Annotated in this window: 30 protein-coding genes, 4 tRNA genes and 1 riboswitch; of the genes, 19 read left to right on the forward strand and 15 right to left on the reverse strand. The window is 38.5% G+C overall.

The window, feature by feature from the left end:
• The first annotated feature begins 1 nt into the window (after position 1).
• The 10 genes from lolB (at position 2) to panD (ending at position 4,361) form a co-directional block, all read left to right on the forward strand.
• Positions 2-580 carry a lipoprotein insertase outer membrane protein LolB gene (gene lolB / locus KIP84_RS14365; protein ID WP_005070955.1) on the forward strand — a complete coding sequence of 193 codons (579 nt, stop codon included), beginning with the start codon at positions 2-4 and terminating at the stop codon, positions 578-580.
• Positions 581-598: 18 nt separating this feature from the next.
• Entirely contained in the window at positions 599-1,432 is an 834-nt protein-coding gene (gene ispE, locus KIP84_RS14370; RefSeq protein WP_213688794.1) for a 4-(cytidine 5'-diphospho)-2-C-methyl-D-erythritol kinase, read from the forward strand.
• Positions 1,431-1,505 (forward strand) — tRNA-Gln (locus tag KIP84_RS14375). The genes ispE and KIP84_RS14375 overlap by 2 nt, the downstream gene beginning before the upstream one ends.
• Before the next feature lie 26 nt (positions 1,506-1,531).
• Positions 1,532-1,606: transfer RNA gene (locus tag KIP84_RS14380), tRNA-Gln, on the forward strand.
• Between the two features lie 20 nt (positions 1,607-1,626).
• Positions 1,627-1,701 (forward strand) — tRNA-Gln (locus tag KIP84_RS14385).
• A gap of 91 nt (positions 1,702-1,792) precedes the next feature.
• Positions 1,793-1,867: transfer RNA gene (locus KIP84_RS14390), tRNA-Gln, on the forward strand.
• A 36-nt stretch (positions 1,868-1,903) separates the two neighbouring features.
• A complete protein-coding gene (locus KIP84_RS14395) occupies positions 1,904-2,854 on the forward strand; it encodes a ribose-phosphate pyrophosphokinase (RefSeq protein ID WP_002120445.1) in 951 nt (316 codons plus the stop codon).
• Between the two features lie 96 nt (positions 2,855-2,950).
• Positions 2,951-3,247: a 50S ribosomal protein L25 gene (gene rplY / locus KIP84_RS14400; protein WP_002120443.1), complete on the forward strand. Its 297-nt coding sequence runs from the start codon at positions 2,951-2,953 to the stop codon at positions 3,245-3,247.
• 20 nt (positions 3,248-3,267) lie between these two features.
• On the forward strand, positions 3,268-3,849 hold the full coding sequence (gene pth / locus KIP84_RS14405; protein ID WP_213688795.1) for an aminoacyl-tRNA hydrolase: 582 nt from the start codon (positions 3,268-3,270) through the stop codon (positions 3,847-3,849).
• 131 nt (positions 3,850-3,980) lie between these two features.
• The gene (gene panD / locus KIP84_RS14410) at positions 3,981-4,361 is read left to right on the forward strand and encodes an aspartate 1-decarboxylase (RefSeq protein WP_002120296.1); all 381 of its coding nucleotides are present in this window, start codon (positions 3,981-3,983) and stop codon (positions 4,359-4,361) included.
• Between the two features lie 45 nt (positions 4,362-4,406).
• Here the strand turns inward: panD and KIP84_RS14415 are convergent, their stop codons facing one another.
• Positions 4,407-4,967: a GDYXXLXY domain-containing protein gene (locus KIP84_RS14415; protein WP_213688796.1), complete on the reverse strand. Its 561-nt coding sequence runs from the start codon at positions 4,965-4,967 to the stop codon at positions 4,407-4,409.
• Positions 4,964-6,748: a DUF2157 domain-containing protein gene (locus KIP84_RS14420; protein ID WP_213688797.1), complete on the reverse strand. Its 1,785-nt coding sequence runs from the start codon at positions 6,746-6,748 to the stop codon at positions 4,964-4,966. The genes KIP84_RS14415 and KIP84_RS14420 overlap by 4 nt, the downstream gene beginning before the upstream one ends.
• 176 nt (positions 6,749-6,924) lie before the next feature.
• Positions 6,925-7,075: riboswitch (FMN riboswitch) on the forward strand.
• A 90-nt stretch (positions 7,076-7,165) separates the two neighbouring features.
• Here KIP84_RS14420 and ribB point away from each other — a divergent pair.
• On the forward strand, positions 7,166-7,825 hold the full coding sequence (gene ribB, locus KIP84_RS14425; protein ID WP_005070969.1) for a 3,4-dihydroxy-2-butanone-4-phosphate synthase: 660 nt from the start codon (positions 7,166-7,168) through the stop codon (positions 7,823-7,825).
• Between the two features lie 58 nt (positions 7,826-7,883).
• On the opposite strand, the gene KIP84_RS14430 is transcribed toward ribB, so the two are convergent.
• Positions 7,884-8,558, reverse strand: coding sequence for an HAD-IA family hydrolase (locus KIP84_RS14430; RefSeq protein WP_130119750.1), 675 nt, complete (start codon positions 8,556-8,558; stop codon positions 7,884-7,886).
• Positions 8,559-8,655: 97 nt separating this feature from the next.
• Between KIP84_RS14430 and KIP84_RS14435 the strand changes: the two genes are divergently transcribed.
• Entirely contained in the window at positions 8,656-9,423 is a 768-nt protein-coding gene (locus tag KIP84_RS14435; RefSeq protein WP_213688798.1) for a hydroxymethylpyrimidine/phosphomethylpyrimidine kinase, read from the forward strand.
• Positions 9,424-9,467: 44 nt separating this feature from the next.
• Here the strand turns inward: KIP84_RS14435 and lysM are convergent, their stop codons facing one another.
• The 6 genes from lysM to KIP84_RS14465 all read right to left on the reverse strand — a co-directional run bounded on the left by lysM (position 9,468) and on the right by KIP84_RS14465 (position 13,138).
• Positions 9,468-9,941 (reverse strand): peptidoglycan-binding protein LysM, encoded by a 474-nt coding sequence (gene lysM, locus KIP84_RS14440; RefSeq protein ID WP_002120434.1) that lies wholly within the window; start codon positions 9,939-9,941, stop codon positions 9,468-9,470.
• A gap of 186 nt (positions 9,942-10,127) precedes the next feature.
• Entirely contained in the window at positions 10,128-10,364 is a 237-nt protein-coding gene (gene acpP, locus KIP84_RS14445) for an acyl carrier protein (RefSeq protein ID WP_001279871.1), read from the reverse strand.
• An 84-nt stretch (positions 10,365-10,448) separates the two neighbouring features.
• A complete protein-coding gene (gene fabG / locus KIP84_RS14450) occupies positions 10,449-11,183 on the reverse strand; it encodes a 3-oxoacyl-ACP reductase FabG (RefSeq protein ID WP_002120395.1) in 735 nt (244 codons plus the stop codon).
• Positions 11,180-12,166 carry an ACP S-malonyltransferase gene (gene fabD, locus KIP84_RS14455; RefSeq protein ID WP_002120357.1) on the reverse strand — a complete coding sequence of 329 codons (987 nt, stop codon included), beginning with the start codon at positions 12,164-12,166 and terminating at the stop codon, positions 11,180-11,182. The genes fabG and fabD overlap by 4 nt, the downstream gene beginning before the upstream one ends.
• Before the next feature lie 151 nt (positions 12,167-12,317).
• Positions 12,318-12,503, reverse strand: a complete 186-nt coding sequence (rpmF, locus tag KIP84_RS14460) for a 50S ribosomal protein L32 (RefSeq protein ID WP_000290730.1) — start codon at positions 12,501-12,503, stop codon at positions 12,318-12,320.
• Between the two features lie 74 nt (positions 12,504-12,577).
• Positions 12,578-13,138 (reverse strand): YceD family protein, encoded by a 561-nt coding sequence (locus KIP84_RS14465; RefSeq protein ID WP_002120393.1) that lies wholly within the window; start codon positions 13,136-13,138, stop codon positions 12,578-12,580.
• A 96-nt stretch (positions 13,139-13,234) separates the two neighbouring features.
• Here KIP84_RS14465 and KIP84_RS14470 point away from each other — a divergent pair, with 96 nt between their 5' ends.
• From KIP84_RS14470 to rluB, 5 genes are all read left to right on the forward strand, one after another.
• The gene (locus KIP84_RS14470; RefSeq protein ID WP_002120452.1) at positions 13,235-13,897 is read left to right on the forward strand and encodes an elongation factor P hydroxylase; all 663 of its coding nucleotides are present in this window, start codon (positions 13,235-13,237) and stop codon (positions 13,895-13,897) included.
• Between the two features lie 90 nt (positions 13,898-13,987).
• The gene (locus KIP84_RS14475) at positions 13,988-14,605 is read left to right on the forward strand and encodes an L-threonylcarbamoyladenylate synthase (protein WP_002120255.1); all 618 of its coding nucleotides are present in this window, start codon (positions 13,988-13,990) and stop codon (positions 14,603-14,605) included.
• 224 nt (positions 14,606-14,829) lie between these two features.
• Positions 14,830-15,621 (forward strand): segregation/condensation protein A, encoded by a 792-nt coding sequence (locus KIP84_RS14480; RefSeq protein WP_017387236.1) that lies wholly within the window; start codon positions 14,830-14,832, stop codon positions 15,619-15,621.
• Positions 15,618-16,214 (forward strand): SMC-Scp complex subunit ScpB, encoded by a 597-nt coding sequence (gene scpB / locus KIP84_RS14485; protein WP_002120355.1) that lies wholly within the window; start codon positions 15,618-15,620, stop codon positions 16,212-16,214. Before KIP84_RS14480 ends, scpB begins: the two co-directional genes overlap by 4 nt.
• Positions 16,215-16,255: 41 nt before the next feature.
• Positions 16,256-17,179: a 23S rRNA pseudouridine(2605) synthase RluB gene (gene rluB / locus KIP84_RS14490; protein WP_002120431.1), complete on the forward strand. Its 924-nt coding sequence runs from the start codon at positions 16,256-16,258 to the stop codon at positions 17,177-17,179.
• 59 nt (positions 17,180-17,238) lie between these two features.
• Here rluB and bioD read toward each other — a convergent pair whose 3' ends face one another.
• The 5 genes from bioD to KIP84_RS14515 form a co-directional block, all read right to left on the reverse strand.
• Positions 17,239-17,883 (reverse strand): dethiobiotin synthase, encoded by a 645-nt coding sequence (gene bioD, locus KIP84_RS14495; RefSeq protein ID WP_213688799.1) that lies wholly within the window; start codon positions 17,881-17,883, stop codon positions 17,239-17,241.
• A complete protein-coding gene (gene bioC, locus KIP84_RS14500) occupies positions 17,884-18,633 on the reverse strand; it encodes a malonyl-ACP O-methyltransferase BioC (protein ID WP_213688800.1) in 750 nt (249 codons plus the stop codon).
• Positions 18,630-19,787, reverse strand: coding sequence for an 8-amino-7-oxononanoate synthase (locus tag KIP84_RS14505; RefSeq protein ID WP_213688801.1), 1,158 nt, complete (start codon positions 19,785-19,787; stop codon positions 18,630-18,632). Before KIP84_RS14505 ends, bioC begins: the two co-directional genes overlap by 4 nt.
• A 1-nt stretch (position 19,788) precedes the next feature.
• Entirely contained in the window at positions 19,789-21,069 is a 1,281-nt protein-coding gene (gene bioA, locus KIP84_RS14510; protein ID WP_213688802.1) for an adenosylmethionine--8-amino-7-oxononanoate transaminase, read from the reverse strand.
• A 93-nt stretch (positions 21,070-21,162) separates the two neighbouring features.
• The gene (locus KIP84_RS14515) at positions 21,163-21,894 is read right to left on the reverse strand and encodes an alpha/beta fold hydrolase (protein WP_104075517.1); all 732 of its coding nucleotides are present in this window, start codon (positions 21,892-21,894) and stop codon (positions 21,163-21,165) included.
• 356 nt (positions 21,895-22,250) lie between these two features.
• Here KIP84_RS14515 and otsB point away from each other — a divergent pair, with 356 nt between their 5' ends.
• Positions 22,251-23,102, forward strand: a complete 852-nt coding sequence (gene otsB, locus KIP84_RS14520; RefSeq protein ID WP_213688803.1) for a trehalose-phosphatase — start codon at positions 22,251-22,253, stop codon at positions 23,100-23,102.
• Positions 23,090-24,523: a trehalose-6-phosphate synthase gene (locus KIP84_RS14525; RefSeq protein ID WP_213688804.1), complete on the forward strand. Its 1,434-nt coding sequence runs from the start codon at positions 23,090-23,092 to the stop codon at positions 24,521-24,523. The genes otsB and KIP84_RS14525 overlap by 13 nt, the downstream gene beginning before the upstream one ends.
• 69 nt (positions 24,524-24,592) lie before the next feature.
• Here the strand turns inward: KIP84_RS14525 and KIP84_RS14530 are convergent, their stop codons facing one another.
• On the reverse strand, positions 24,593-25,786 hold the full coding sequence (locus KIP84_RS14530) for an MFS transporter (RefSeq protein WP_079381147.1): 1,194 nt from the start codon (positions 25,784-25,786) through the stop codon (positions 24,593-24,595).
• Between the last annotated feature and the right edge of the window lie 211 nt (positions 25,787-25,997).

Here is a 25,997-nt window from a genome sequence, read left to right on the forward strand (position 1 = left end):
TATGAGCAAATTTGCCCAACTGTGCACAGCGATCTGTGGATCAAGTGTATTATTTCTAACCGGTTGTCAGCATTTTACTCAACCAAAACCTGCGGTCACCCAACAAGTTCAAGACGAAAAACACTTTAATTTACAAGGTAAGATTGGGGTTCGTACACCACAGCAAACTGGTAGTGCGTTTTTTACCTGGCTTCAACAGCAAGATAATTTTGATATCGAATTAAGCGGTATTTTAGGCGTTGGAAAAACCCAAATTCAGGGTAAACCGGGCGAAGTAACTTTAAACAGCTCTAAAACAGGACTTATTAGCGCAGCCTCTCCAGAAGAACTTTTAGAACGTGCAACGGGTTGGCAAGCACCAATTACACACTTAACAAGCTGGATTTTAGCAAAACCAGCAACGCTAAATGCTCAAATTACGAAAGACGCTGCAAATCGAGTGAGTCAACTGATTGAAGATGGCTGGACAGTTAATTTCAGTTACGATGGTGAACAAACTTTGCCAAACAAACTGGTTTTAAAGCAAGCTCTTGCTGAAGATAAAGAAAACCGTATTACAATGGTCATCCAAAACCGCTAAGTCTAATTATATAAATCTATGATTCGAGTTCCTTCCCCTGCTAAGCTCAACCTGTTTTTACATATTACAGGCCGACGTGAAAATGGTTACCATGAGCTACAAACCATTTTCCAACTAATTGATTTATATGATTGGATGACATTTACACCGACTTTGGGCGAAGAAATCAAAATTGATGGGTTGAGTGAAGTTCGAGCTGAAGAAAACTTGATTTATCGAGCAGCTCAAATACTAAAACCACATGCAAAAAAACTTTGTGGCTTGGACATCAAAATTGAAAAAAATATTCCAATGGGTGCGGGTCTAGGCGGCGGTTCATCTAATGCCGCCACAACACTTATTGTGTTAAATCAATTATGGGAATGTGGCCTAGAGCAAGAACAACTTGCGGACTACGGTGTTAAGCTCGGTGCCGATGTTCCAATTTTTATTTATGGTAAAAATGCATGGGCTGAAGGCATCGGTGAACATTTATCATTCATAGACTTAGATCAAAAACAGTTCATTATTTTAAAACCTGATTGTTTTATCAGCACTCAATTGCTTTTTTCACAAAAAACATTGACAAGAGACTCTAAGACCACTAAATTTTGCGCCTATCAGTTAGAACCTTCTAATTTTGGAAATAACTTTGAGCCACTGGCTCGGCAGTTATACCCTGAAGTAGAAGAAGCAATGCAATATTTAGATCAATTTGGTCAAGCAAAGCTTACAGGTACAGGTGCTTGTGTTTTTATTGAAGTAACGAATGAAATGAATATTGATGAAATTCTTAAGCATTCACCATGTAAATCTTACTTGGTAAGTAGTTTAAAAGAATCTCCTCTTAATCATTTTAAGGTTACACGTTAGGGGCGTCGCCAAGTGGTAAGGCACCGGGTTTTGATCTCGGCATCCGTTGGTTCGAATCCAGCCGCCCCTGCCAACCTCACCTGTAATGATGATTATATTAGGGGCGTCGCCAAGTGGTAAGGCACCGGGTTTTGATCTCGGCATCCGTTGGTTCGAATCCAGCCGCCCCTGCCATCATATATATCATCGAATTTAGGGGCGTCGCCAAGTGGTAAGGCACCGGGTTTTGATCTCGGCATCCGTTGGTTCGAATCCAGCCGCCCCTGCCATTCTCTTATTTTAAAGACAGACTTAATTGCTATGCTTTTTGTTGATTAATCTTGACATTGCATTGCAAAAATATTAAAGTTCTGCCGCATTAGGGGCGTCGCCAAGTGGTAAGGCACCGGGTTTTGATCTCGGCATCCGTTGGTTCGAATCCAGCCGCCCCTGCCATCTATTTCATTACATACCAACCGCCAAGGGTGCTTCATGCCCAATCTTGTCGTTTTTAGTGGAAATGCTCATCCACAGTTCGCTCAAAAAGTCGTAAGTCACTTACATATCCCTCTAGGTGCTGCATCAGTCGGTCACTTTTCTGATGGAGAAATTTCAGTAGAAATTACTGAAAATGTTCGTGGTAAAGACGTATTTATCGTTCAGCCTACTTGTGCCCCTACCAATGATAACCTTATGGAAATCTTGGTTATGGCAGATGCTTTGCGTCGTGCAAGTGCTGGTCGTATTACCGCTGTTATCCCTTATTTTGGTTATGCTCGCCAAGACCGTCGTCCACGTTCTGCACGTGTGCCGATTACAGCTAAAGTTGTCGCAGACATGCTTACCACTGTTGGTATTGACCGTGTCGTGATGATCGACTTACATGCTGACCAAATTCAAGGTTTCTTCGATATTCCAGTCGACAACATCTACGGTACTCCTGCTTTGCTTGCTGACTTACGTCAACAACAACATGACAACCTTATGGTGGTTTCTCCTGACGTTGGTGGTGTAGTACGTGCTCGTGCTGTTGCCAAACAGATGGGTGACATCGATTTAGCAATTATTGATAAACGTCGTCAAAAAGCCAATGAGTCGCAAGTTATGCACTTAATTGGTGACGTAAAAGATCGTGATTGCGTTATCGTAGACGATATGGTCGATACTGCTGGTACATTGTGTAAAGCAGCTGATGCGCTTAAGCAATTTGGTGCACGTCGTGTAGTTGCATACGCAACTCACCCTGTACTATCAGGTAAGGCTATTGAAAACTTACGTAATTCAGTTATTGATGAACTGGTTGTGACTGATACCATTCCTCTTTCTGAAGAAGCATTGACCTTAGGCAAGATCCGTCAGGTTTCTGTTGCTAGCATGGTTGCTGAAACGATTCGTCGTATTAATAACGAAGAGTCTATCAGTGCAATGTTCGATAGTTTATAATATTGCAGCTTTTTATAAACCCTAGCCTTGGCTGGGGTTTTCTATCACTAAACTGGTCGCAAGTTTAGTCTTTTAAACTTTAATGAGGATTTACTCATGGCAAACTTCGTATTAAACGCTCAAGCGCGTGCTGAAGACAAACAAGGGAAAGGTGCGAGCCGCCGCCTTCGTCGCGAAGCTTTAATTCCAGCTATCATTTATGGTGGCAACGCTGAGCCTGTAACTGTTACTTTAGAACTTCGTGAGCTTGTAAAAGCTTTAGAAAGCAATGCTTTCTTTGAAGAAGTTGTAGAAATCAAAGTGGGCGACAAAGTTGAAAACGTTAAAATCCAAGCGTTACAACGTCACCCATCTAAAAACACTCCTATGCACGCTGACTTCAAACGCGCATAAGTGTTTAAAGGCGTAGATTAGTGTCAAATATTTCGCTAATTGTTGGTTTGGGCAATCCTGGTTCAGAATATGCCCAAACCCGCCATAATGCAGGTTTTTGGTTCATTGAACAGCTTGCTGACAAATATGGCATTACATTAAAAAATGATCCGAAATTTCACGGAATCAGTGGACGTGGTAATATAGAAGGACACGATGTCCGTCTACTTCTACCCACTACATTTATGAACCGTTCTGGACAAAGTGTAGTTCCATTTGCAAAATTTTATCAAATTGCTCCCGAAGCAATTTTGATTGCTCATGATGAACTTGATATGAACCCAGGTGTAATTCGTCTTAAAACAGGCGGTGGACACGGTGGTCATAACGGTTTACGTGACATTGTCCCTCATATTGGTCCAAATTTTCACCGTTTACGTATTGGTATCGGACATCCTGGCTCGAAAGAGAAAGTTTCAGGTCACGTACTTGGAAAAGCACCAAGTAGTGAACAAAGTCTGATGGATGCAGCAATTGATCATGCCCTTTCTAAAGTGAAGCTACTTGTTCACGGACAAGTTCCACAGGCCATGAATCAAATTAATGCATATAAACCCACTTAAATTGTTGAACAATCATGCTTGCTATCTTGCTTTTTTAGGAGCAAAATGCGCATCAGCCACTTTGCCAACCGCAAAAGCTAAAGATTTCACCATAAGATCTACATCTTAGGTCTACTCAGGAGACGCTAGCCATGCTATCTCGTTTATTAAAATGCAAAATTCACCGTGCAGTTGTAACCCATGCTGAACTTCACTATGAAGGTTCTTGTGCAATTGATGGCGTATTGATGGACTTAGCTGGTATTCGTGAATATGAAGAAATTCATGTTTGGAATGTAACCAATGGCAAACGCTTCACAACTTATGCGATTCGTGGTGAAGATAACTCTGGAATTATTTCAGTAAACGGCGGTGCTGCACATCAAGCAGACGTTGGCGATTTAGTAATTATTGCTACATTTGGTGATTTTACTGAAGCTGAAGCAAATATTCATAAACCACGTTTGGTATATGCTAATCCAAATAATACAGTCAACCACACAGCGAATTGCATTCCTGTTCAAGTTGCCTAATTTATTTTAAGAATAAAAAGCCCGCATTGACGGGCTTTTATTATTTTATAAGTCCTTAATAGTTCCTTCCCACCAGTTCTTTTGTTTTTCACAATTTAATGGTTGAAGCTGCTCTCCTCGTAATTCGAACAATATCGCCTCTCCTTCAGGATTTACCTTAAATTCAGCATATTTGGCTTTTTCATAACATTGAGCCAAGCCTTCTGCAAACAAGAAACTGCGCGAGGCAGGATATAAAGCCTGCAAACGATTTTCAGGATTTTTTAAAATTAACCTCTGCCCAGCAAATGAATTATTGATATCTAAAATGGTACGAACTACGCGATTTTGTGAATCCAAAATAACTTTTGCGGGAACGGAAGAGCGATTAAAAATCACCTGTTCCAGAGCCTCACCTTCACTTCCTGCAAGAGCTTTAAGAGATTGTAAATGTAATTCATAAGCCAGTGCCATATAGTCACCTTGTAAAATTGAACGAGGATCAACTGGCTTAAGCTCAATGAAAATACTTTTACTATGGTGCAAATGCCATTCGTTTTTCGCCACTAAACCTGCAAAAAATAATATGGTGACTAATGCAAGAATAAGAGAAAAATATTTTTTCATTCTTTCTCTCCTTTAACAAGATCATTTTTATTTTCACGTTGAAGTAACCAAGACAGAGCCAACAAAACAATGCCCGAAATAAAAATAGATGCACTCTTAGTTAGAAAAGGTATTTGTAGGTTGTAATAGAGCTGCCAGAACACAAAAACGAATATTGTTAAGCTCACTCCATACACAATATAATCTTTCTTTTTTAATGCCCACGTTAAAATAATAAGCAGGATGAAAATTTCAAAATATCCCAACACAATAAGTAACACACCAAATATTAAAAAGGCGAAAAAAGTGAGTGTATTAAGTTGCCGATATAAATGAAGAACACTAAAGCAAAGTAACAAGACAACAGGTAGCAAATATAAAACCCATAACTGCTGATCTATCGAATTTTCTGGTACCAGCCCCATAAAAGTATCAAAAAAAGAAGCTACAAGAATTACGACCAGCACGCATAAAAAAATACTACGCTCATATAGAGCTATTGATTTCTTCTTAGGTAAGAGTACCAAACTAAAAACCAAGTAACTGAGCAAAGTTAAATTTAAATAAGTCTGAGTAGAATGTATCGACCACAATAAATGGTCCAGTTGTAGCAAATAGATAAAAGCTATGCCATACGTAGCAAGCATTTGAATTAAAATGAAGAACCAATGTGGTTTAAGAAAATAACTAATACATAGAATAAAAATCTGTGCAATTAAAACCCATAGAATTTGATCTGTTTCTAAACCAAGATGAAACAAGAAAGCGGTCTGCCCACTGATAAACAAACAATAGGCAAATTGCCGAAAGAAATAGCTTTGTGATTTCTTTAAAAGAATAAACGCCAATCCAACAAAAACAACTCCAATAACTAAAGAAATAGTCTCCCAAAACACCAGCGTAAAAGCTGCAAGTGCCAAGCCAGCAAGCCAAGCACCAATTGCCAATGGAATGACATAAAAACGGCTTTGACGAAAAATTTTTATTAAAAGATAGCTAATCAGCGCAAACCAAATAAAAATAATGCCTGCAATCAATAAAAATATGAACTCATTAGAGTCTTTAAATAAGTTATTAATCCCATCTACAAGCCATATAGTTGCAGTCACACCCAAAACAGCTGCCATCAAACTAGCACATAGCTGATCATCTTTTTTGAAGAAATAATAAAAAGCGATTATTCCCGAAAAGAAAGCAGAAATTAGATAAGGAATATTCTCATTCGATAAATATTGAATCATTCCAATAATCGAAATAACGGCGAACCAAGCGATAAAGACAAATCGTAAAGCACGATATTTCTTTATACACACCCAAAATTCAATAAGGCTTAATAAGTTCAGAGCAAATAGATATACATAAGGAAATTTTTCTGACCAAAAAGTCTGTTTAAAAAATAAAAAAAGTGTGAGTTGGCTGGTAATACAAATTAAAGCAAAGATTCCAATATTTGGTCGATATAACCACGGCAGTAAAAGCAATGTCCAAATTAAAAAAAGCAAATAACTGTCTGCACCAGTTTGATAAACTTGTCCAATTACAGCCAAGCTTAAACCTATCATCAAACCACAAACGCTATGTAAGGTCTGCCTAACCCCATCGCTTAAAGTATCTTTTGTGCTGAACCATGCTGTTACAACTAATATAACGGGCGGGATAGTAAGTTGAATACTGTCTGGAAGCATCAACCAGTTGGCAGCAATTAGATAAAGGATACTTACTGCCATAAATACATAACTGAAAATATGGAGATGCTGAATAAACGAGCTATTGGTCAGAGGATAATAGTCTCTTATCTGCATGAAACACCTATTTTATTTATAATTTTCTATAAAAAACATAGCATTCCATTTTCATATCAACAAGTAAGCTCTTGTTAAAAAGCCTATTTCGATTTATGAAAATGCTTATTCATAAAGAAACTTAGCATTCTATAAAAGCATCTAGCCAATTTTATCAAGCGCGCTATAATAAAACCCATCGCTTCAGGGCGGGGTGTAATTCCCCACCGGTGGTAAAGTTAATTTTTATAAATAGATTAACAAGCCCACGAGCTTAAATTGTGTAATTTGAGCAGATTTGGTGAAACTCCAAAGCCGACGGTATAGTCCGGATGAAAGAAGACGACGAACTGGGATAAATCCGTTTTATTTCAGTGCCAGCCTGTTTTTACATCAGTCCTGAAATGTTCAACCGTATTTTTACGAGAGCGTTTCATTATGTCTAGCTTAATTCAACCAGAACTTTTTTTCTCAGCCCTCTCTCCTGCTGAGCAACGCATTCAACAAGCATTAGAAGATATCCGTCAAGGCAAGCCTGTCTTGGTTATGGACGACTTTGATCGCGAAAATGAAGCAGATTTAATTGTTGCAGCCGAAACTTTAACGGTAGAAACAATGGCACGTATGATTCGTGATGGTTCAGGTATCGTATGTTTATGCCTTACAGAAGAGCTAGCAGATCATCTAGAACTTCCGCCAATGGTTTCTCAAAACTCAAGCCAGTTTCATACCGCTTTTACAGTGACCATTGAGGCAGCTCAAGGCGTTACCACTGGTGTTTCTGCTAAAGACCGTGTAACAACTATTCAAACCGCTATTAAAGATGGTGCTGTTGCAAGTGACTTAAATCGTCCGGGTCACGTTTTCCCATTACGTGCACGTAATGGTGGAGTCCTTACTCGTCGAGGTCATACTGAGGGCACAATTGACCTAGCAAGACTAGCTGGACTTAAACCCGCTGGCGTATTATGTGAATTAACCAATCCAGATGGCACGATGGCATCGGGCATTCAAGTTTTAGCATATGCTCAAACTCATCACTTAACGGTGATTACGATTGAAGAACTTGTTCAATACCGCCAGCAACACGGTATTTAAATAAAAAAGGTTTGGCTTTAGATCAAAGCCAAACCTTCAAATTAAAATTTAATAATATTTAAGAAACTTTCTTTTGTGCTGCCAGTTCTTCAACATAGTCTAAAAGTTCAGAGAATTGCTTAATCATTGCTTTAGGCTGTGCTTGAGCAAGTTCCTCTGCTGTTCCATAACCATAAGTCACCGCTACCGCCTCGATACCGTTATGACGAGCACCCAAAACGTCATATTGGCGGTCACCGACCATTAAACACTCTTCTGGGTTTAATTGCTCATGCTCAAGAATATAATGGATAAGGTCAGCTTTATTAGTGCGCTCACCCGTTAACTCACTTCCATAGATATGTACAAAGTATTGACTTAATTCAAAATGGTCCAAGATACGTTTTGCATAAATCGTTGGTTTAGCGGTTGCAACAAATAAACGATATCCTTCTTCTTTTAATGCACTAAGTGTTTTTGCAACAGATGGATATACTTCATTTTCAAACAGGCCAACCACCGAAAAACGCTCGCGATAAGCAAGTAAAGCTTGTTCAGCTAAAGCATCATCTTGAGTAGCTAATAATTTTGCGAGTGATGGCTTTAAGGGTGGGCCAATTGTCCAATCAATATCTAAATCGGCAGCCAATGGATAGCCTAATTTCTCCATTGCATAGCGAATTGAAGTATGGATTCCAACTTTTGGGTCTGTTAAGGTTCCATCTAAATCAATCAAAATATGTTTTATAGCCATTCAATCATTAACCCAGTAAAGTATTTAATTCAATTGGTCGAGAGTTTAATCAAACTCTCTTATACTAACGTAAATTTAAATTGAAAAGGAAATAACCGTGCGTCCAACCGTACTTTGTTTCTCGGGTTTAGACCCTTCAGGTGGTGCAGGTTTACAAGCCGATATCGAAGCAATTGGACAAAGTGGTGCCCATGCAGCAATTGCATGTACTGCCCTCACCATTCAGAACTCACAACAAGTATTTGGCTTCGAAGCAACCTCAAAAGAACTCTTATTAGCACAAGCAAATGCAGTTGTAGGTGACTTACCCATTAAATGTGTTAAGTCAGGCATGCTTGGCACAACAGATAATATTGCGGCACTAGCTGAATTTTTACGTGCTCATCCTGACTATCAATATGTACTTGATCCTGTTTTAGTCGCAAACAGTGGCGGCTCTTTAGGTGATCAGGCAACTCTCGTTAAAGCTTTTGTTGAGCTTATTCCTCTAGCCACAATTATTACTCCAAATACCGTTGAATTAAGGGCTTTAACAGGTATTACCGATTTGGATCAAGCCACTCAAAAGCTCTTTGAAATGGGTGCTAAAGCTGTTCTAGTTAAAGGTGGACACGAAGATACTCCAGATCATATTAAAAATAGTTTGTATATTAATGGTGAGCTTGCAGCGAGTAGTAGCTGTCCTCGCCTTGAAGGTGAATATCATGGCTCAGGTTGTTCTTTAGCGAGCTTTATCGCAGGGCGCTTAGCTTTAGGTGATTCTTTAAAAATTGCTGTACAACATGCTGAAACATGGTTATTCGGTGTTTTAAAAAATGCAGAAGCCCCTGTACAAAATGGACAAAAGATTCCAAAGCGTTTTTAAAAACACAAAAAAGGCGCTTTAAGCGCCTTTTTTATTAACCTCAATTATTGAGGAATACGTAAAACTTGTCCTGGGAAAATCTCATCTGGATCTTTTAACATTGGTTTATTTGCTTCAAAGATTTTTGGATATTGATTTGCATCGCCGTAAACTTCTTTCGCAATTTTTGAAAGGTTGTCACCTGATTTCACGGTATAAAATTTACTTTCGGGTTCAGGAGTTGCCACTGTCATCTGGTCATCTACTTGAGCCACATGATCAATGTTTCCAACAATAAGAATAATTTTCTCTTTATCTGCTTGGCTTTTTACCTGCCCTTTAATAATTGCGGTATCAGTAGTACCGTTATAGGTTACAGATAAGCCTTCTACCCCTAAGCCCAAACTTTTAATTAAACCTAATAATTTATTTGCAACTTCTTGTGCAGAAGGTTCTGCTGGTGTTGCTGGAGCTGGTTGTGGTTCTGCTGGTGCGGTATTTTTCTTGCCAATACCTTTTACAAAATCAAAAAGACCCATCTTTTAGTCCTCATATTATTGTTTATAGTAAAGTCATTAAACTGACCTTTATTGTTATACTTCAAAAAATTTATACCTCTGCTATCAATTGAGGTTGATCTTGTAAAAATATGTATCTCTTAAATTTTTTCTAAAATAAAAAAAGCCACCTTACGGTGGCCTTCTTTTTATTCAGCAATATGCGAATTAACCAAGTTTTTTAGTTACATAGTCAATTGCAGATTGAACTGTAGTGATTTCGTTAGAATCTTCATCAGGGATAGTGATGTCGAAGTCGTTTTCGAAAGACATAACAAGTTCAACTAAATCTAAAGAGTCAGCACCTAAGTCATCCATAAAAGATGCTTCGTTTTTAATCTCTTCAGCTTTAAGACCAAGTTGTTCTGCAACCGCTTGTTTAACGCGTTGTTCGATATCGCTCACAGGAATTCTCCTCATTGCTTGTGGCGTTTAATTTGCCACTAGTTTAATTGAATATAAAAATTTTTAAAAGTTTATACATCGGCGTTAGGCCATGTATAAACCACCATTTACATGTAATACCGTACCGGTAATGTAACCTGCTTTATCACTTGCAAGGAAACTCACCGCATTTGCGATATCTTGTGGCTCACCTAAGCGATTTAAAGCCACTTGATCACTCATTTTTTTGCGAATGTCTTCACTAAGTGCATCTGTCATTTCTGTTGCAATAAAGCCTGGCGCCACACTGTTTACAGTAATTTGGCGGCTACCCATCTCTTTTGCAAGGCTACGGCTGAATGCTTCAATACCTGCTTTAGCAGCAGAATAGTTCGCTTGGCCTGGGTTTGCAAAATGAGCTACAACAGAACTGATATTAATAATTCGACCAAAACGTGCCTTCGTCATACCCTTAAGCACACGTTTAGATAAACGATAAACTGCTTTAAGGTGAATGTTGAGAATGTCATCCCAATCATCTTCAGACATACGAAGCAACAAATTGTCTTTCGTAATACCTGCATTGTTAACTAGAACAAGTACAGGACCATAGTTCTGTTCAATATGAGAAACAACTGCTTCAATCTCATCGAGATTACGCACGTCGAGCGCCAAACCTGCACCTTGTTCACCAAAGCTATCACTTAACTTTTGTGCACCAGATTCAGAAGTCGCAGTACCTACAACAAAATAACCGTCTTGAATAAGTTGCTGGGCAATGGCAGCGCCAATACCCCGACTCGCGCCCGTTACTAATGCAACTTTGCGTTCTTGTGTCATGCAATTTTTCCTTCTGCCACTAAAACAGCATTTAGGGCATCTTCCATTTTGCTCTTACTATCAATAGAAAAAGCTTTTTCAATATTTGGTAAACGCTTTGCGAGGTTACTCAATACTGTACCTGGACCACACTCAACAATGTATTGAATACCTTGGTCTTGTAGAGACTGCATGGTACGTGTCCATTGTACTGATTGGTACAATTGTGCAGTTAATGCCTGACGCAATTGAGCAACATCGGTAGCTATTCCCGCGTTGACATTTTGTATTACAGGAATGGTAGGTAGCTCAATGGCAGTTTGTTCCAAAGCTTCTGCAAATTTCTCAGCGGCAGGTTTCATCAACGAACAATGAGAAGGAACTGATACTGGTAAAGCAATTGCTTTAGCTGACTGCTCTTTTGCCAAAGCCATAACTTCTTGTACAGAAGCTGTACTTCCTGCAATCACAACTTGACCTTGTGAATTATAGTTTGCAGCTTCTACAGAACCTTCACCTGATGCACTCACGGTTTGACAAAGTTCAACCACTTTCTCATCAGCCAAGCCAAGGATTGCAGCCATAGCCCCTTGACCCTGAGGTACAGCACTTTGCATGAGCTTGCCACGCAAGTTAACTAATTTAACTGCATCCGCCAAGCTCATAGAGCCTGCAGCTACCAATGCACTGTATTCACCTAGTGAATGTCCTGCAAGGTATTTAGGTGCCAGACCACCTAAATCAAGCCATACACGCCATAAAGCGATACTGGCAGTTAATAACACAGGTTGGGTATTTTCTGTTTGGTCGAGACCTTCGCCACTTTGTGCAATATGCCAAAGATCAAATCCAAGAGCATCTGAAGCTTCTGCAAAAGTTTGCCCGACCCCACTAAACTGTTCTGCTAGTTCAGCAAGCATACCGACTTTTTGTGAACCTTGACCAGGAAACACAAATGCAGTTTTTGTGGCTAAAGCTACTTGTTCAAGACGTTTAGCAGACATAAGAAATCCTTTTTTGGGTTTTCACTCATTTCTGGAGCGGAAATTTAACATGTTATTTATATATTTATAATTGCGAAAAACAACAAAAAAAGGGAGCTTTCGCTCCCATTTTTTCTATACTTAAGCATCACGCTTAATGCATATCATGCAATTATTCAGCATCAGCTGCTTTAGCGAATAATTGACGACCACGGTAGAAACCGTCTTTAGTCACGTGGTGACGACGATGAGTTTCACCAGTTGCTTGGTCTACTGTTAATGCATTCTCGGTTAAAGCGTCATGTGAACGGCGCATGTCACGGCGAGAGCGACTTTTACGGTTTTGCTGAACGGCCATGATGGCTCCTTACAAAGATCGAAAAAATGGATCAGAACAAATTCAGTTGTCTTATCTCACAATTATAACACAAATTATGAGTTAAGTTTACCCTTCAAACCTGCCAAAACATCAAACGGATTATCCCGTTTTTCTTCGACAACATTCTGAATGGTAGGTTGATGTTTATGTTCACAAGCATCATGCTTGGGAGATAAAGGCATCAACAATAACAGTTCATCTTCTAGTAATGCGAGTAAGTTAATCGAGGCAGGCGTATCATAATCACCTTTCGTCGAAGACTCACTTTCACCTAAAACGATGAAATCAGCATCCTCATCCAAGCGCTCTATCAGTGACTCATCATCCACTAATGCAATATGGAAGTCTAAGACAAGAGGCATTTCAACAGGTTCCAAACAACGTTGGCACTCCATTGGAACTTTCGTGTCCATGTGACCGTCCATCCACACAATGCGATGATATGCATCCATTGATAGCTTACAGTCTATGTTGATCAATTGGTTATCAATTGATCCAACAGCTTCACGAGCGATACGAGCAAAGCGAGACAAGGGCAGTTGACCTGACCATGTAAAGCCTTGTTCAGCCCATTTAAACGGCTCAATCTGTGCCGGAAAGGTATTTGCTGACATAATTAAGGCGGCAATTCTACAAATTCATCGGTACTCTGTCAAAGATTAAGATACAATTTTGCACTTCTTTAGACAGAACTCGGGGTAAATTAAGCAATGCACCTGTTGCAGCCGCAACCTGAAGTTAACACTTCATTACTCGTTTGCACCCATTCAACTCATCAGAACACTCTTGTACCTGACCTAGTGCAACTCTCACCATGGTCAAGCTCAAAATCGGAGTCTGAGCAAGTTGATTGGCTTATTTTACACTTTAATCACTGGTTTTCCCACCATAATGTGACATTAGTTCGTGGTGATTTTGAACCTGAATATTTCCCAGCGACAAATAAAGAACCAGCCAAGATCCAATTTGCTCACGGTTTCTTTAATAGTGCTTTGCATGAAATTAGTCACTGGTCTATTGCAGGTGAAAAAAGACGTCTATTACCAGATTTAGGTTATTGGTATGCACCTGATGGTCGCACCCAAGAGCAACAAAGTTTATTTGAACAAGTAGAAATTAAGCCTCAAGCAATTGAATGGTTATTTGCACAATCTTTTGGCAGAAAATTTAGGGTTTCACTCGATAACCTTACAGGTGATAGCGGTGATGGCAAACTATTTAAAGATAACGTTTATGCTCAAGTGCAACGTTACTTTTCGGGTGAGGCTAAGTTGCCACGTGATGCAGCAGCATTTATTGGTTTTATTTGCCAATGTACACGTTCGGGTACACCTTTACAATTAAATGAATTTAAACGTGAACTCCTTGATTAATTGACAAAAAAGCTACGTTAATTGCTTGCCTAGGCCATTTAAAAAGCCTAATAATTATTTTTAACACTGGCGTGATGGAGTCTCTAAAATATGATGCATTTACATGTACATCCTGAAAATCCACAGCAACGCCTCATTGCCCAAGCGGTTGAACGTATCCGAGCAGGAGATGTTGTGGTCTACCCTACCGATGCTGCCTATGCAATTGGGTGTCAAATCGGTAATAAAAATGCCATGGAACGTATTGCACAGATTCGTGGCTTAGGGCCTAAACATCAATATGCCATTATGTGCTGTGACTTATCTGATATTGCAACTTATGCAAAAGTTGATAATGCGACATATCGTTTATTGAAAGCGAACACACCAGCTATTACTACATTCATTTTACCTGCAACAAGTGAAGTTCCTCGTAGATTGATGCACCCTAAAAAGAAAACGATTGGTTTACGTATTCCAAGTAACCCGATTTGTCAGGCTTTATTACAAGAACTTGGTGAGCCGCTACTCACCAGTACATTAATTTTACCGGGCCAAGAAGACCCTCTAGATGACCCTTACGATATTGAAAATCAGTTAGATAAACGAATTGATGTATTTATTGACGGAGGTTTTGGTACCTTAACAAGTACAAGTATTGTTGATTTATCGGGCGAACATCCTGAAATTATCCGCCGTGGTGTTGGCGATGTAAGTGCTTTTGAATAAGCACTTACTTTTTTTACCAATATTTTAAAAAAAAGTATTATCACTCAAAAAAATACTCTTTATTTATTTTGGATTTTTTTTACACTTTAGTCGTTAAGTAATTTATTAAAAGACACAATTCATTTAGAATGATTTTCACTATCTGCTGTTCTTCTACTTACAGCTGTCTAGGACTTGAATAACAAGTCTCATGCTTTTGAAAATTCGCGTGGCTTATAATCGTAATGAATCAATCACTTCATCAATCCATGGAAGACGCTCCACACATCCGTGTTTTAGATGAGTGGCATGACAAAATTCCAGAAGATCTCTATATACCTCCAGCTGCATTTGAGATTTTGCTCGAGCGGTTTGAAGGTCCATTAGATTTTTTAATTTATCTGATTCAGAAAAACGGTTTCGATTTAATTCAACTCGATATTGCTCCTATAGCGACTCAATATTTGGCCTATATGGATAGCATGAAATCTTTAAATATCGAGTTAACAGCAGATTATATGGTGATGGCTGCTTTATTGGCTGACTTGAAGTCTCGCCTACTTCTACCAAAACCTACAATTATAAGTATTGAAAAAGATCCTAAGCAGGAGCTTATTGATCGTCTTGAAACCTATCTACGCATTAAGCAAGCAGCTGAGCGTTTAGGCCAAATGCCAATTCTTGAGCGCGATACATTTAGCGCCAATGTAAGCTTAGGGCATATCTCTCCTGTTTATGAAGGTTACGATATTTCTGCGCTACATGATGCGTTGTTCTGTGTATTTAATCGCCCCGAACCTATTACCCATGTTGTTGCTCAAGAACCTGTTTTACTCGAAGAACGTATTGCATATATTGAAGAGAAATTAGAGTCTGGTGACGTGTTAAGTTTTAAAGAATTACTCAATCCCCAGCAAGGTCGTATGGGAATGGTTGTTACTTTTATGGCAGTTTTAGAATTGACTCGCCAACAGAAAATTAAAATTATTGCCACTGGTATTGAAGCCCCGTTAGCAATTCAAGGATCTTCAATATGAGTAGTTTTGAACAAAATAATAGTGATTTGTCATTAGCTGACATACATCATGAAGTCTTATTACAACTTGAAGCAATTATCTTTGCCAGTGAAGCGCCTGTTTCAATTGCCCGCTTAAAAGAAGCATTTAACAATCAATATAATAAACAACAGCTTCGTCAACTTTTGCAACAGCTCGCGCTATTGCAACATGGTCGGTCTATTGAGCTGATTGAAACAGCACAAGGGTTTCGCTTTCAGGTAAGATCTAAATATCGTAGTATTATTGCGCAAATTTGGCCAGAGCGACCAACAAAACTGTCGCCTTCATTACTAGAAACCCTGGCTGTCATTGCTTATCATCAACCGGTTACCCGAGCTGATATTGAACAAATTCGTGGTGTATCTAATAATAGTCAGATTCTTAGAACACTATTTGACTGGAACTGGATTAAAGAAGCCGGTTTTAGAGATTTACCCGGAAGACCTGCGTTGCTAATTACAACGCCTCAGTTTCTGAATGCTTTTGGTCTAGCCTCTCTAGGCCAATTGCCTCCCCTACAGAACGCCAAGGAAGCCTTTATGGCTCTCGATGCAAATGCACCGAAATCATAAAGAGGTGGACTGTTGATCATTATGTCTAAGGTTGTGCTGTCATGAGTGAAAAATTGCAAAAAGTATTAGCGCGAATCGGATTAGGTTCCCGCCGATATATGGAAGAGGTTATTGCCGCAGGACGCGTGAGTGTAAACGGTCGTGTTGCCCAAGTGGGTGAGCGCATTGAACCAGGCGATGAATTACGCATTGATGGCCGTAAAGTTCAGTTTCAGATTGAAGACGAAATTCGTCGTCGCGTACTAATTTATTATAAGCCTGAGGGTGAAATCTGTTCACGTAATGATCCTGAAAAACGCCCAACCGTATTTGATCATTTACCACAAATTGCCAATGACCGCTGGGTAATGGTAGGTCGTCTGGATATTAACAGTACTGGTTTATTACTATTCACAAATGATGGTGAACTTGCTAACCGCTTAATGCACCCATCTAATGAAATCGAACGTGAATACGCTGTTCGAGTAATGGGTGAAGTAACGCCAAAACTACGCCAAAACATGGTCAACGGAGTAGAGCTCGAAGATGGCCCTGCCAAATTCGAATCATTCTCTGAAATTGGTGGTGAAGGTATTAACCGCTGGTACCAAGTTGTAGTAAAAGAAGGTCGTAACCGCGAAGTACGTCGTATTTTTGAATCGCAAGATCTTAAAGTAAGCCGCTTATTACGTACACGCTACGGCACAGTTATTTTACCGCGCGAATTACGTACTGGTCGTTGGATGGAACTCGACAAAACTGACATCGACAACTTAGCTAAATCGGTTGAGTTAAAACCACGTCAAGGTACAGGTTTATTTGGTATGGCAAAACGCCGTACTGATCGTATGACTGAAAAACCAATGGCTGCGCGTCGTGGCGGTTACTTACGTCAACAACGTCGTGATGATGAAAAAGAAGCTCCTGTTAACACAGGGAATCAACGTAAATCGACTGGTTTTAACCGCGGTTCGAAGAAATTCTAAGCTATTAAAAAGATGTAAAAAACCGCTCACATTTGAGCGGTTTTTTATAGCCTTTTGACTTAATTCATTTTTGCCAGTTCAATCCATTCAGCTTCGGGGAAATGAATAGCTAAGTAATCTTTCAAATAATTTGAAGTATCTTGAGAAATTAATGGATCTTTTGATTCATCTTTTAGGTTATAAACCAAGGCATGCAACTTCAGCCCACGAGACTTAAGTGCTTCAAGACTAAGTAAAGTATGGTTAATACTTCCCAAACGACCCGATGTTACTAAAATAACGGGAAACTGGTGCTGAGCGACATAATCAATGGTAAGCAGACTGGTGGTTAATGGCACCATTAAGCCTCCCGCACCTTCCAACAATACGATTTCAAAACGCTCTGCCAATGTTAGGGTCGCATCTTCAATTTTTTGAAAATCAATTTCTCGATTATCAAGACGTGTTGCAAGATGAGGTGAAGCAGGATAACTGAAGATTTCAGGCATGGTTAGCTTGTCATGATCTTCTTGAAACCAGCCCTGTCCCATAATTTCACGATGCTTTTCAATATCCTCAGAAACATCAGCGTTACCTGTTTGAATGAGTTTTTGGGTAATCACTTTTTTACCCTGCTCAGTCCATAATTTTGCTAAGAAACCTGTCGCGTAGGTTTTACCAATTTCGGTATCAATCCCACTCACAAAATAGATCTGGCCACTCATTTACTTCACTCTCCGGGCAATACAATAAATCGGATGATATGTTAGGGAATATCCCTCGACACACTTAAACCGATCATAATCTTGATAAAACTGTTGTAAAGTTTGCTTAGTCCAACGATGCTGCGCCGTTGCCGTTACACCTGTTGCTTTTAAATGTTGCAACACAGCTTTAGGAGAATCGAAATAGAGTTGAGTTTCTGATTCTGACAAATGCAAAATCTCAAAATCAGCCTGAATTAAGGCACTATTCCAATTTTCAACTGACCAATAACTTAAACCTTGTCCTGTTAGCTCTTTAATTTCCATTAAATTCTGAGAGCCGAATGTTGAAAAGCATAACCAACCTCGCTCAGTTAAAGCTTCATTAAAACGTTTGAGCAAGTGCGGTAAATCTTGCATCCACTGTAAAGCTGAACCTGAAACAATCATATCGAGCTGCTGGGGAAAATCTAAAGTTTCAACATCCCCAATTAACCATTTTAAATTTTCTTGATGACTAAAGTGTTGCTGCACATCTGCATATAGATCATTCAAAATTAACTCTTCAAACTGAAAAGATGTAGCAAGAAGACGAGTTAAGTTGCCAGAACCACAACCAATTTCAAAAACACGCGACATCATACGCGGGCAGAACTGCTGAACTAAACCTGTTAAATTTTGGCAAATTTGTTTTTGAACAATTGCATGTTCTGAATAGCTTTGCCCTGCTTTGGCAAAACGCTGGGCAACCAAGTTTTTATTCAAACTCACAGAAAACTCACCAATTCTTCAAGTTCATGTTGCTGCACCATTGACGTTAAAGAAATACGCAAACGCGAACTGTTTTTAGGTACTGTTGGTGGACGCACAGGCATGGCATAAAAACCACTTGCCTGAACCTGCATCGCTTTATTGATAGCAGCCTGACTCTCCCCAACAATGACAGGAATGATATGGCTGGTCGATGGACTATCGTAGCCCTTCTGTAAAACAGCTTGTTGAAGATATTGGCTAATATTCTTTAAGTGTTCACGCTGAGATTGAGCGAGTAATACTTTTTGAAAAATAAAGTTTGCCCATGCCATAACAATCGGTGGCTGTGCAGTACTAAAAATAAGTGGGCGCATTTTATTAATGAGATAATCTTTAATAATTGGATCGCAAATAATGTAACCACCGACCGCTGCTAATGCTTTGCCTAATGTACCGACTAGAAAATCAATTTCCTGAATCACATTATATTGTTCAGCACACCCTAAACCTTGCTGACCACGAACGCCAATTGAATGCGCTTCATCGACATATAACATAGTTTTAGCAAAACGTTTTTTTAGCTGAACTAAAGCGGCTAAATCCGTCTCATCACCGTCCATACTAAAAATACTTTCTGTGACCACAATGATTCGTTCAATCTTGTCATCATCATGATATTTTTGGAGGAGTTGTTCCAAGTGTTGTAAATCATTATGTCGATAACGCACATACTGAGCGCCAGATAAACGGATCCCGTCAATCATACTGGCATGAACTAACTTATCCGCCAATATTAAAGTTTTACTATCAGCAACAGCTGGCAAAATACCGATATTCATATGGTAGCCACTATTAAATAATAGTGCCGCCCGACCACCAAATGCTTGGCTTAGGCTATTTTCTAATTGTTCATATTCGTCAAAATTGCCCGTTAATAGACGTGAAGATGAAGAACTAAAATAGCTACGCTCGATTGGAAAGCTATCTAAAAACTCTTGACGAAGATTGATATCAGCAGCCAACCCGAGATAGTCATTTGAAGCTAAGTTGAGCATCGTTTTATTTTGTATCGTAATAAAACGTCCGTGCTGCACATTTTGGGTAAATTGTCTAAAGTTACCTTGTTGCTTTAACTCATCCAATTCGGCAGAAAAATGTTCAAGCAATGACATCTTAATTCGCTCCCCGCATCGTTTGAACAACTTCAACTAATTGTTCGAGCAAATCGCTTAACTCTTGATGCGTGATGACATACGGTGGCATCACATAAACCAATTTTCCAAAAGGACGGATCCAGATTCCGCGGTCTACAAATTGTTGCTGTAAGGTTTTCATATCAACATTAAAGGTGAGTTCTACTACACCAATTGCACCCAGCACTCGCATATCGGCAACATAATCAAGCTGACTTAAAGGCTTTAAATATTGGCTAAGCTGTTGTTCAATTCGCTCAATATTAGCTTGCCAATCTTGCTCAATTAATAATTGGGTACTTTTTAAAGCGACCGCGCAAGCAAGTGGATTGGCCATAAAAGTTGGGCCGTGCATAAATACTCCAGCCTCACCGCGACTAATGGTTTCTGCAACATGCTTTGTCGTTAAGGTAGCAGATAACGTCATATAGCCGCCTGTTAGCCCTTTACCTATGCACATAATGTCTGGCTCAACTTGTGCATGTTCCCAAGCAAAAAGCTTACCCGTGCGACCAAAACCAGTGGCAATTTCATCAAAAATTAATAACAGATTATATTGTTCACAAAGTGCTTTCGCCTGACGTAAATATTCAGGATGATAAAAACGCATCCCCCCTGCACCTTGAACAATCGGCTCAATAATCAGTGCAGCAAGGTTTTCATGATTTTGCTGAATAGCTTGCTCTAGCTCAGCAATATCTTCTTGATTCCACTCTTCATGAAATTTGGTTTGCGGAGCTGCTACAAAAAGACGGTTCGGTAAACTTGTACCAAAAATTTGATGCATGCCTGTCACTGGATCACAAACAGACATCGCATTCCAGGTATCACCGTGGTAACCAGAACGGGTAGTAATAAAATTTGTTTTTTGTGGTTGGCCTTGTGCTGTCCAGAATTGCACAGCCATTTTCAAAGCAACTTCAACGGCTACCGAACCTGAATCTGCATAGAAAATTTTATCGAGACTTGGCGGCGTAATTTTTAAAAGAATTTTTCCAAGTTCAATTGCAGGATCATGAGTTAAACCACCAAACATGATATGCGACATGTTCTGTAATTGATCTGTCACTGCCTGATTGAGTTCAGGGTGGTTATAGCCGTGAATTGCACACCACCATGATGACATACCATCAATTAAAGTCTTACCATCATCTAGTTCAATCGTTGCCCCATAGGCACGTTTAACTTTAAACGTTGGTAAAGGTTGGGTCATTGAGGTATATGGATGCCAAATATGTTCCAAATCAAAATTATCGGTCATCCTCTATACCCTTTTACAGCAATTAAATCTTTCATTTAGCACATGTTAAACCTGTTAAGAATGAAAGAAAATTGCGAGATCAACCAAAGCTTATTAACTTTGCTGATGAATTGTTAAAAATTGGCAGATTTCTTCAATTGTTCGGTCCACTTCTAGATATGGAAAAGCATGAGTAGCGCCTTCTAGCACTTTATAATTCATGTTTTCTGTCGTGATATTCTTGAAATTTTCAATAATTTTGCAAGGAACAACATTATCTTGCTCGGCAAACACATGAAGCTGCGGACCTGGATAGCTTTTTAAGTTATCTACCAAATTTAGTTGTTCAAGCATTTTCAAACCCACTGATAGCAATTCACTTGAAGGCGGATTTGCTATGTTTTGTATGCTTACCCAATCTTGTTTGGCCTGAGATGAACCGAGTGTAATTAAATAATAAAAACGCTTTAAAGTGACTTGCGGGTTTTGAAAAAAAGAAGCTTTAAATTGACTAAACACATCAGCAGGCATAGCAGTTTGCCAATTATCGTTGGTAACAAAACATGGATTTGAAGCGAGCGTAATTAACGTTTTAGTTTGCCCTGTTTGTTCATAAAAAGTATTAACCAGTTGAGTTGCTAACTGTCCACCTAAAGACCAACCTATTACTACATCAACCTCAGCAACTAAATCAAGCTGGGCACAATAGTTACCATCTAAAATATTAAAAATATTAATAAGTTGTGTTTGATAGCCAGCTTTTTCCAATTGCAATTTAAGAGACTGCAAAGGCTCCTCTCCTACTCCCCAACCTGTAATTAATAAAATTTTATTTTGTAACTTCATATGCCTGTCCAAAGCCAACTTTATAAAGATTATATAATAATATCGATTTAAAATATCTTTTAAAATCAATATAAAAAGTAAACTTTAGCGCATAAAATTAAGCATTTATAATGAGATAATATTCTGAAATATATTGATAAATAATACCCGCATTATTCATAGTAAACATACAAAAAGTTAATTATCTAAACATTGAAGCCAATCAAAAAACAACATACTCCACACTTCGCCTATAAATCCATTATGCAATGTAATTAATGTTAATACTTATGTTTTTTTATTAAAAGAAATGACTCATCAATTCATTTTAATGCTAGAAGATTAATTATTGATCAAAAAGTATTAGGAAGGCTAATATGAACAGTCAAAACACAATATCAGATGGGAGAGAAAAAAATACATCTTTTGTTACACCCAACGATATTATAAATAACTTATCTTTAGATAAAAATTACTGCTTATTTTTGGATATTGATGGCACACTAGCACCCTTTAAAATTAATCCTGAGCATAGTTTTATTCCACAGACTACATTAGAAGTTATAAAAAAAATTACTAAATTAAATATACCTGTTATTGCTGTAACAGGTCGTGATGTAGATACAGCAAGCAAACTACTACATCCTATTGAAGTTCCAATTGCTGGTTTACATGGTTTAGATATTTATTTTGATTCAGGAAATTATATTCAACCTGATTTAAGCAGTATTAATTTCAAAAAATTAAAAAAAGATATTATGAAATCTTGTGAGAAATACCCTGAATTATTAATTGAGGATAAAGGATATTCTATTGCCTTACATTATCGTAAAAACCCTAATTTAGAAAATAATGCTATTAATATTATGCAGCAAATTAATCTCAACTATTCCCACTTAAAAATAAATAGAGGAAAATTTGTTGTTGAATTAATCCCAAACCAAGCTGATAAAGGTAGAGCAATTGAAACTATATTAAATCATCTTGATTTACCTGCTGTGCTACCTATTTTTATAGGTGATGATTTAACAGATGAATCTGGTTTCACTTACATTAATCAGCAATCTGGCCTTAGTATTAAAGTAGGTCCGGGCGAAACACAAGCTAAATATAGATTAAAAGATATTGATAATGTCGCGGATTTTCTTCTTTTATTTCAAAACAGAATAAAAAGCTTATATGTCAAAAATAGCCAAAATCAGAATGGAGAAAAATTATGTCTAAATTAATCGTATTATCGAACAGAATAAGTATGCCATCGGGTAAAGCTTCGGCAGGTGGTCTTGCTGTAGCTGTACAAGATGCACTAAATGATAGTAACGGCATCTGGTTAGGCTGGAATGGGCAGCAAATTACCGATAGCGAAGCGCCAGAATTTGAGCAGGCTTATTCTCAAGGAATTGACTACATTACCTGCCCCCTCACTCATCAGCAATATGCCCAATATTATTGTGGTTTTGCTAACAAAGTTTTGTGGCCAGCAATGCATCATAGAGATGATCTAATTGAATATGATGCAGAAGAATATAAGACCTATCAAAAGGTTAATCGCTTATTTGCTCAAAAGCTAAAAGAGCTTGCTCAGCATGAAGATCTTATTTGGGTGCATGATTACCACTTTTTTAGTGTGGCTCGCTATTGCCGTGAATTAGGCATGCAAAACAAAATTGGTTTCTTCTTACATATTCCTTTTGCCAGTCTGAATATCTGGCACAAAATTCCAGTAGCCCGTGAGTTAATTCAAGACTTGAGTCAATATGATGTTATTGGCTTACAAACTCAGATTGACCAAAATGCCTGCATGCAGACTTGTCTGAATTTACTCGAAGCTCAAAAAATTCAAAGCAACAGTATTAGCTATAAAAAACGTCAAATATTAATTAAATCATACCCAATTGGTGTTCAGCCTGAACTTATACAAAAACAAGCCCAGCAAGATTTGGCTACCTCTTCGGTGTTTAATTTTGAAGAAATACCACGTCAAAAAACTATTATTGGAGTTGATCGTATTGATTATTCAAAAGGTTTACTCGAAAGATTTAATGCATTTGCAACCTTTTTGGAAACCAGCCCTGAATATCATGGCTTAGTTCGACATCTTCAAGTGGCGATCCCTTCTCGTACCGATATTCCAGCTTATCAACGCTTATATCAACGTTTTAAAACCAAGCTGGAGTTAATTAACGAAGAGTTTGCGCATGAAGACTGGAGACCTGTAGATTGCTGCTATGACACGGTACAACACCATAATCTCATGCACATTTATCGTCATTCAGATATTTGTTGGATTAGTTCACTACGTGATGGGATGAATCTAGTAGCTAAAGAATATATTGCGGCTCAAGACCCAGAAAATCCAGGTGTGCTCATTTTATCTAAATATGCTGGTGCTGCTGAGCAGATGTCTCAAGCCTTGATTGTTGACCCACAAGATAGAGCGGCAATGATGGATACTTTAAAAATGGCTTTAGAAATGTCTAAAGCTGAGCGTATTAATCGTTATCAACAATTGATAGAGGGATTAACATCATCTGATCTTACCAATTGGCGAAATAATTTCTTGGATGATTTAGAAAAGACACCAACTTTACTAATGAAGCCTCAGCGATTATTACAAGATAATTATCAATCTATTTATCAGGTTTTATAAATCTGAATAAAAGAACATCGAGAAATTCAATTTCTCGATGTTCGCTATTTGGTGATTATTATTTATAAATTAATTTGTCTTTACTAATGTAAAGCGGTTAAGTAAAGCAATAATAAATAGTAATACAGCGACGCCTGTTAAAACTGTACTTAAACCAGTCCATTCCCCAATTAAACCGATTAAAGCTGGTCCACTTAATGAACCGGTATAGGCAATTGTTGATACTAAAGAAAGTGCTGCTGCTTTAGGCATATTGTTTTGTCGACCAACACGAGAAAACATCACTGGTACAATATTAGAACAACCTAATCCTAACAGTGCATAACCCAATACAACCACTTGCCACACTGGTGCCGTTACAATAACAGCCATACCAATAGCGGCTCCAATTGCACTATAAGTCACAATATTTTTTTCACCCCATTGCTTAAGCAAGATATGACCCGCAAAACGACCAGTGGTCATGCTAAGTGCAAAGAAAGTGTAAGCTAAACCAGCAAAAGCAGGGTTAAGCTGATATTTACTTGTTAAATAAATACCACCCCAATCCATTGCTGCACCTTCGGATAAAAAGGCAATAAAACACATCATACCAATAAGCAGAATAATGCCATCAGGACGATAAAATTTTTTCGGTGCTTGAGTGGTATCTTCATGTGGCTTTTCATCCTGTTCAAAAGACGTTAAACAAGAAGGAATAGCAACACCACCAATAACAAGTAAAATCATAACGACTGATAACGTACTCATTAAGGGTGAAAGCCCTACTGCCAATAATGCTGTCACAAGCATAGCGCCTGTTAAACCACCAAGACTGCACATTCCATGGAAGCTAGACATAAGAGCTCGCACACTATGTTTTTCAACAACTACTGCTTGTAAATTGATAGCTACTCCAAGACATCCTGCTGCCGATCCAAAAATAAACAATGCTACAGCCATCGTCACAATGCTGCTCCACATCGTAAGGCTAGGCAATAAAACCATTAACAACATCAATGCCAAAGCAATTAACGGACGACATCCCCAGCGCTTTACTAAAGCACCAGTCGCAGGCATAGCAATCATTGACCCGATACCCATACACAGCAAAAGTAAACCAAAATCGGCATGGTTTAGGTTTAAACGCTGCTGTGCAAAAGGAATAAGAGGTGCCCAAGCTGCAGTCGCAAAACCTAAGCTAAAAAAGCTTAGTCGTGTTGCAAGACGCTGTGTGCTTAGGAGAGTAGCTGTATCTAAAACAGCAGGTTTGGTAAATAACATATTTCGCGAACTCACCATAAAATCATTGGCGATCCATACCAACCGATTTTCCATAGAAAAACCCTTGCCTCATTAAATTTCTAGGCAAGGGTTTTGTTGGCGAAATTATAAACAATTCCATAAAAAAAACAGGGGGTGTGATACAATTTTTCTGACTTTTTTGTAACTGCCAAAGCCTTATATAGTAAGGCTTTGAATATGTTCAATTTGA

Source organism: Acinetobacter sp. BHS4 (assembly GCF_018454425.1).
Taxonomy (GTDB): domain Bacteria; phylum Pseudomonadota; class Gammaproteobacteria; order Pseudomonadales; family Moraxellaceae; genus Acinetobacter; species Acinetobacter pittii.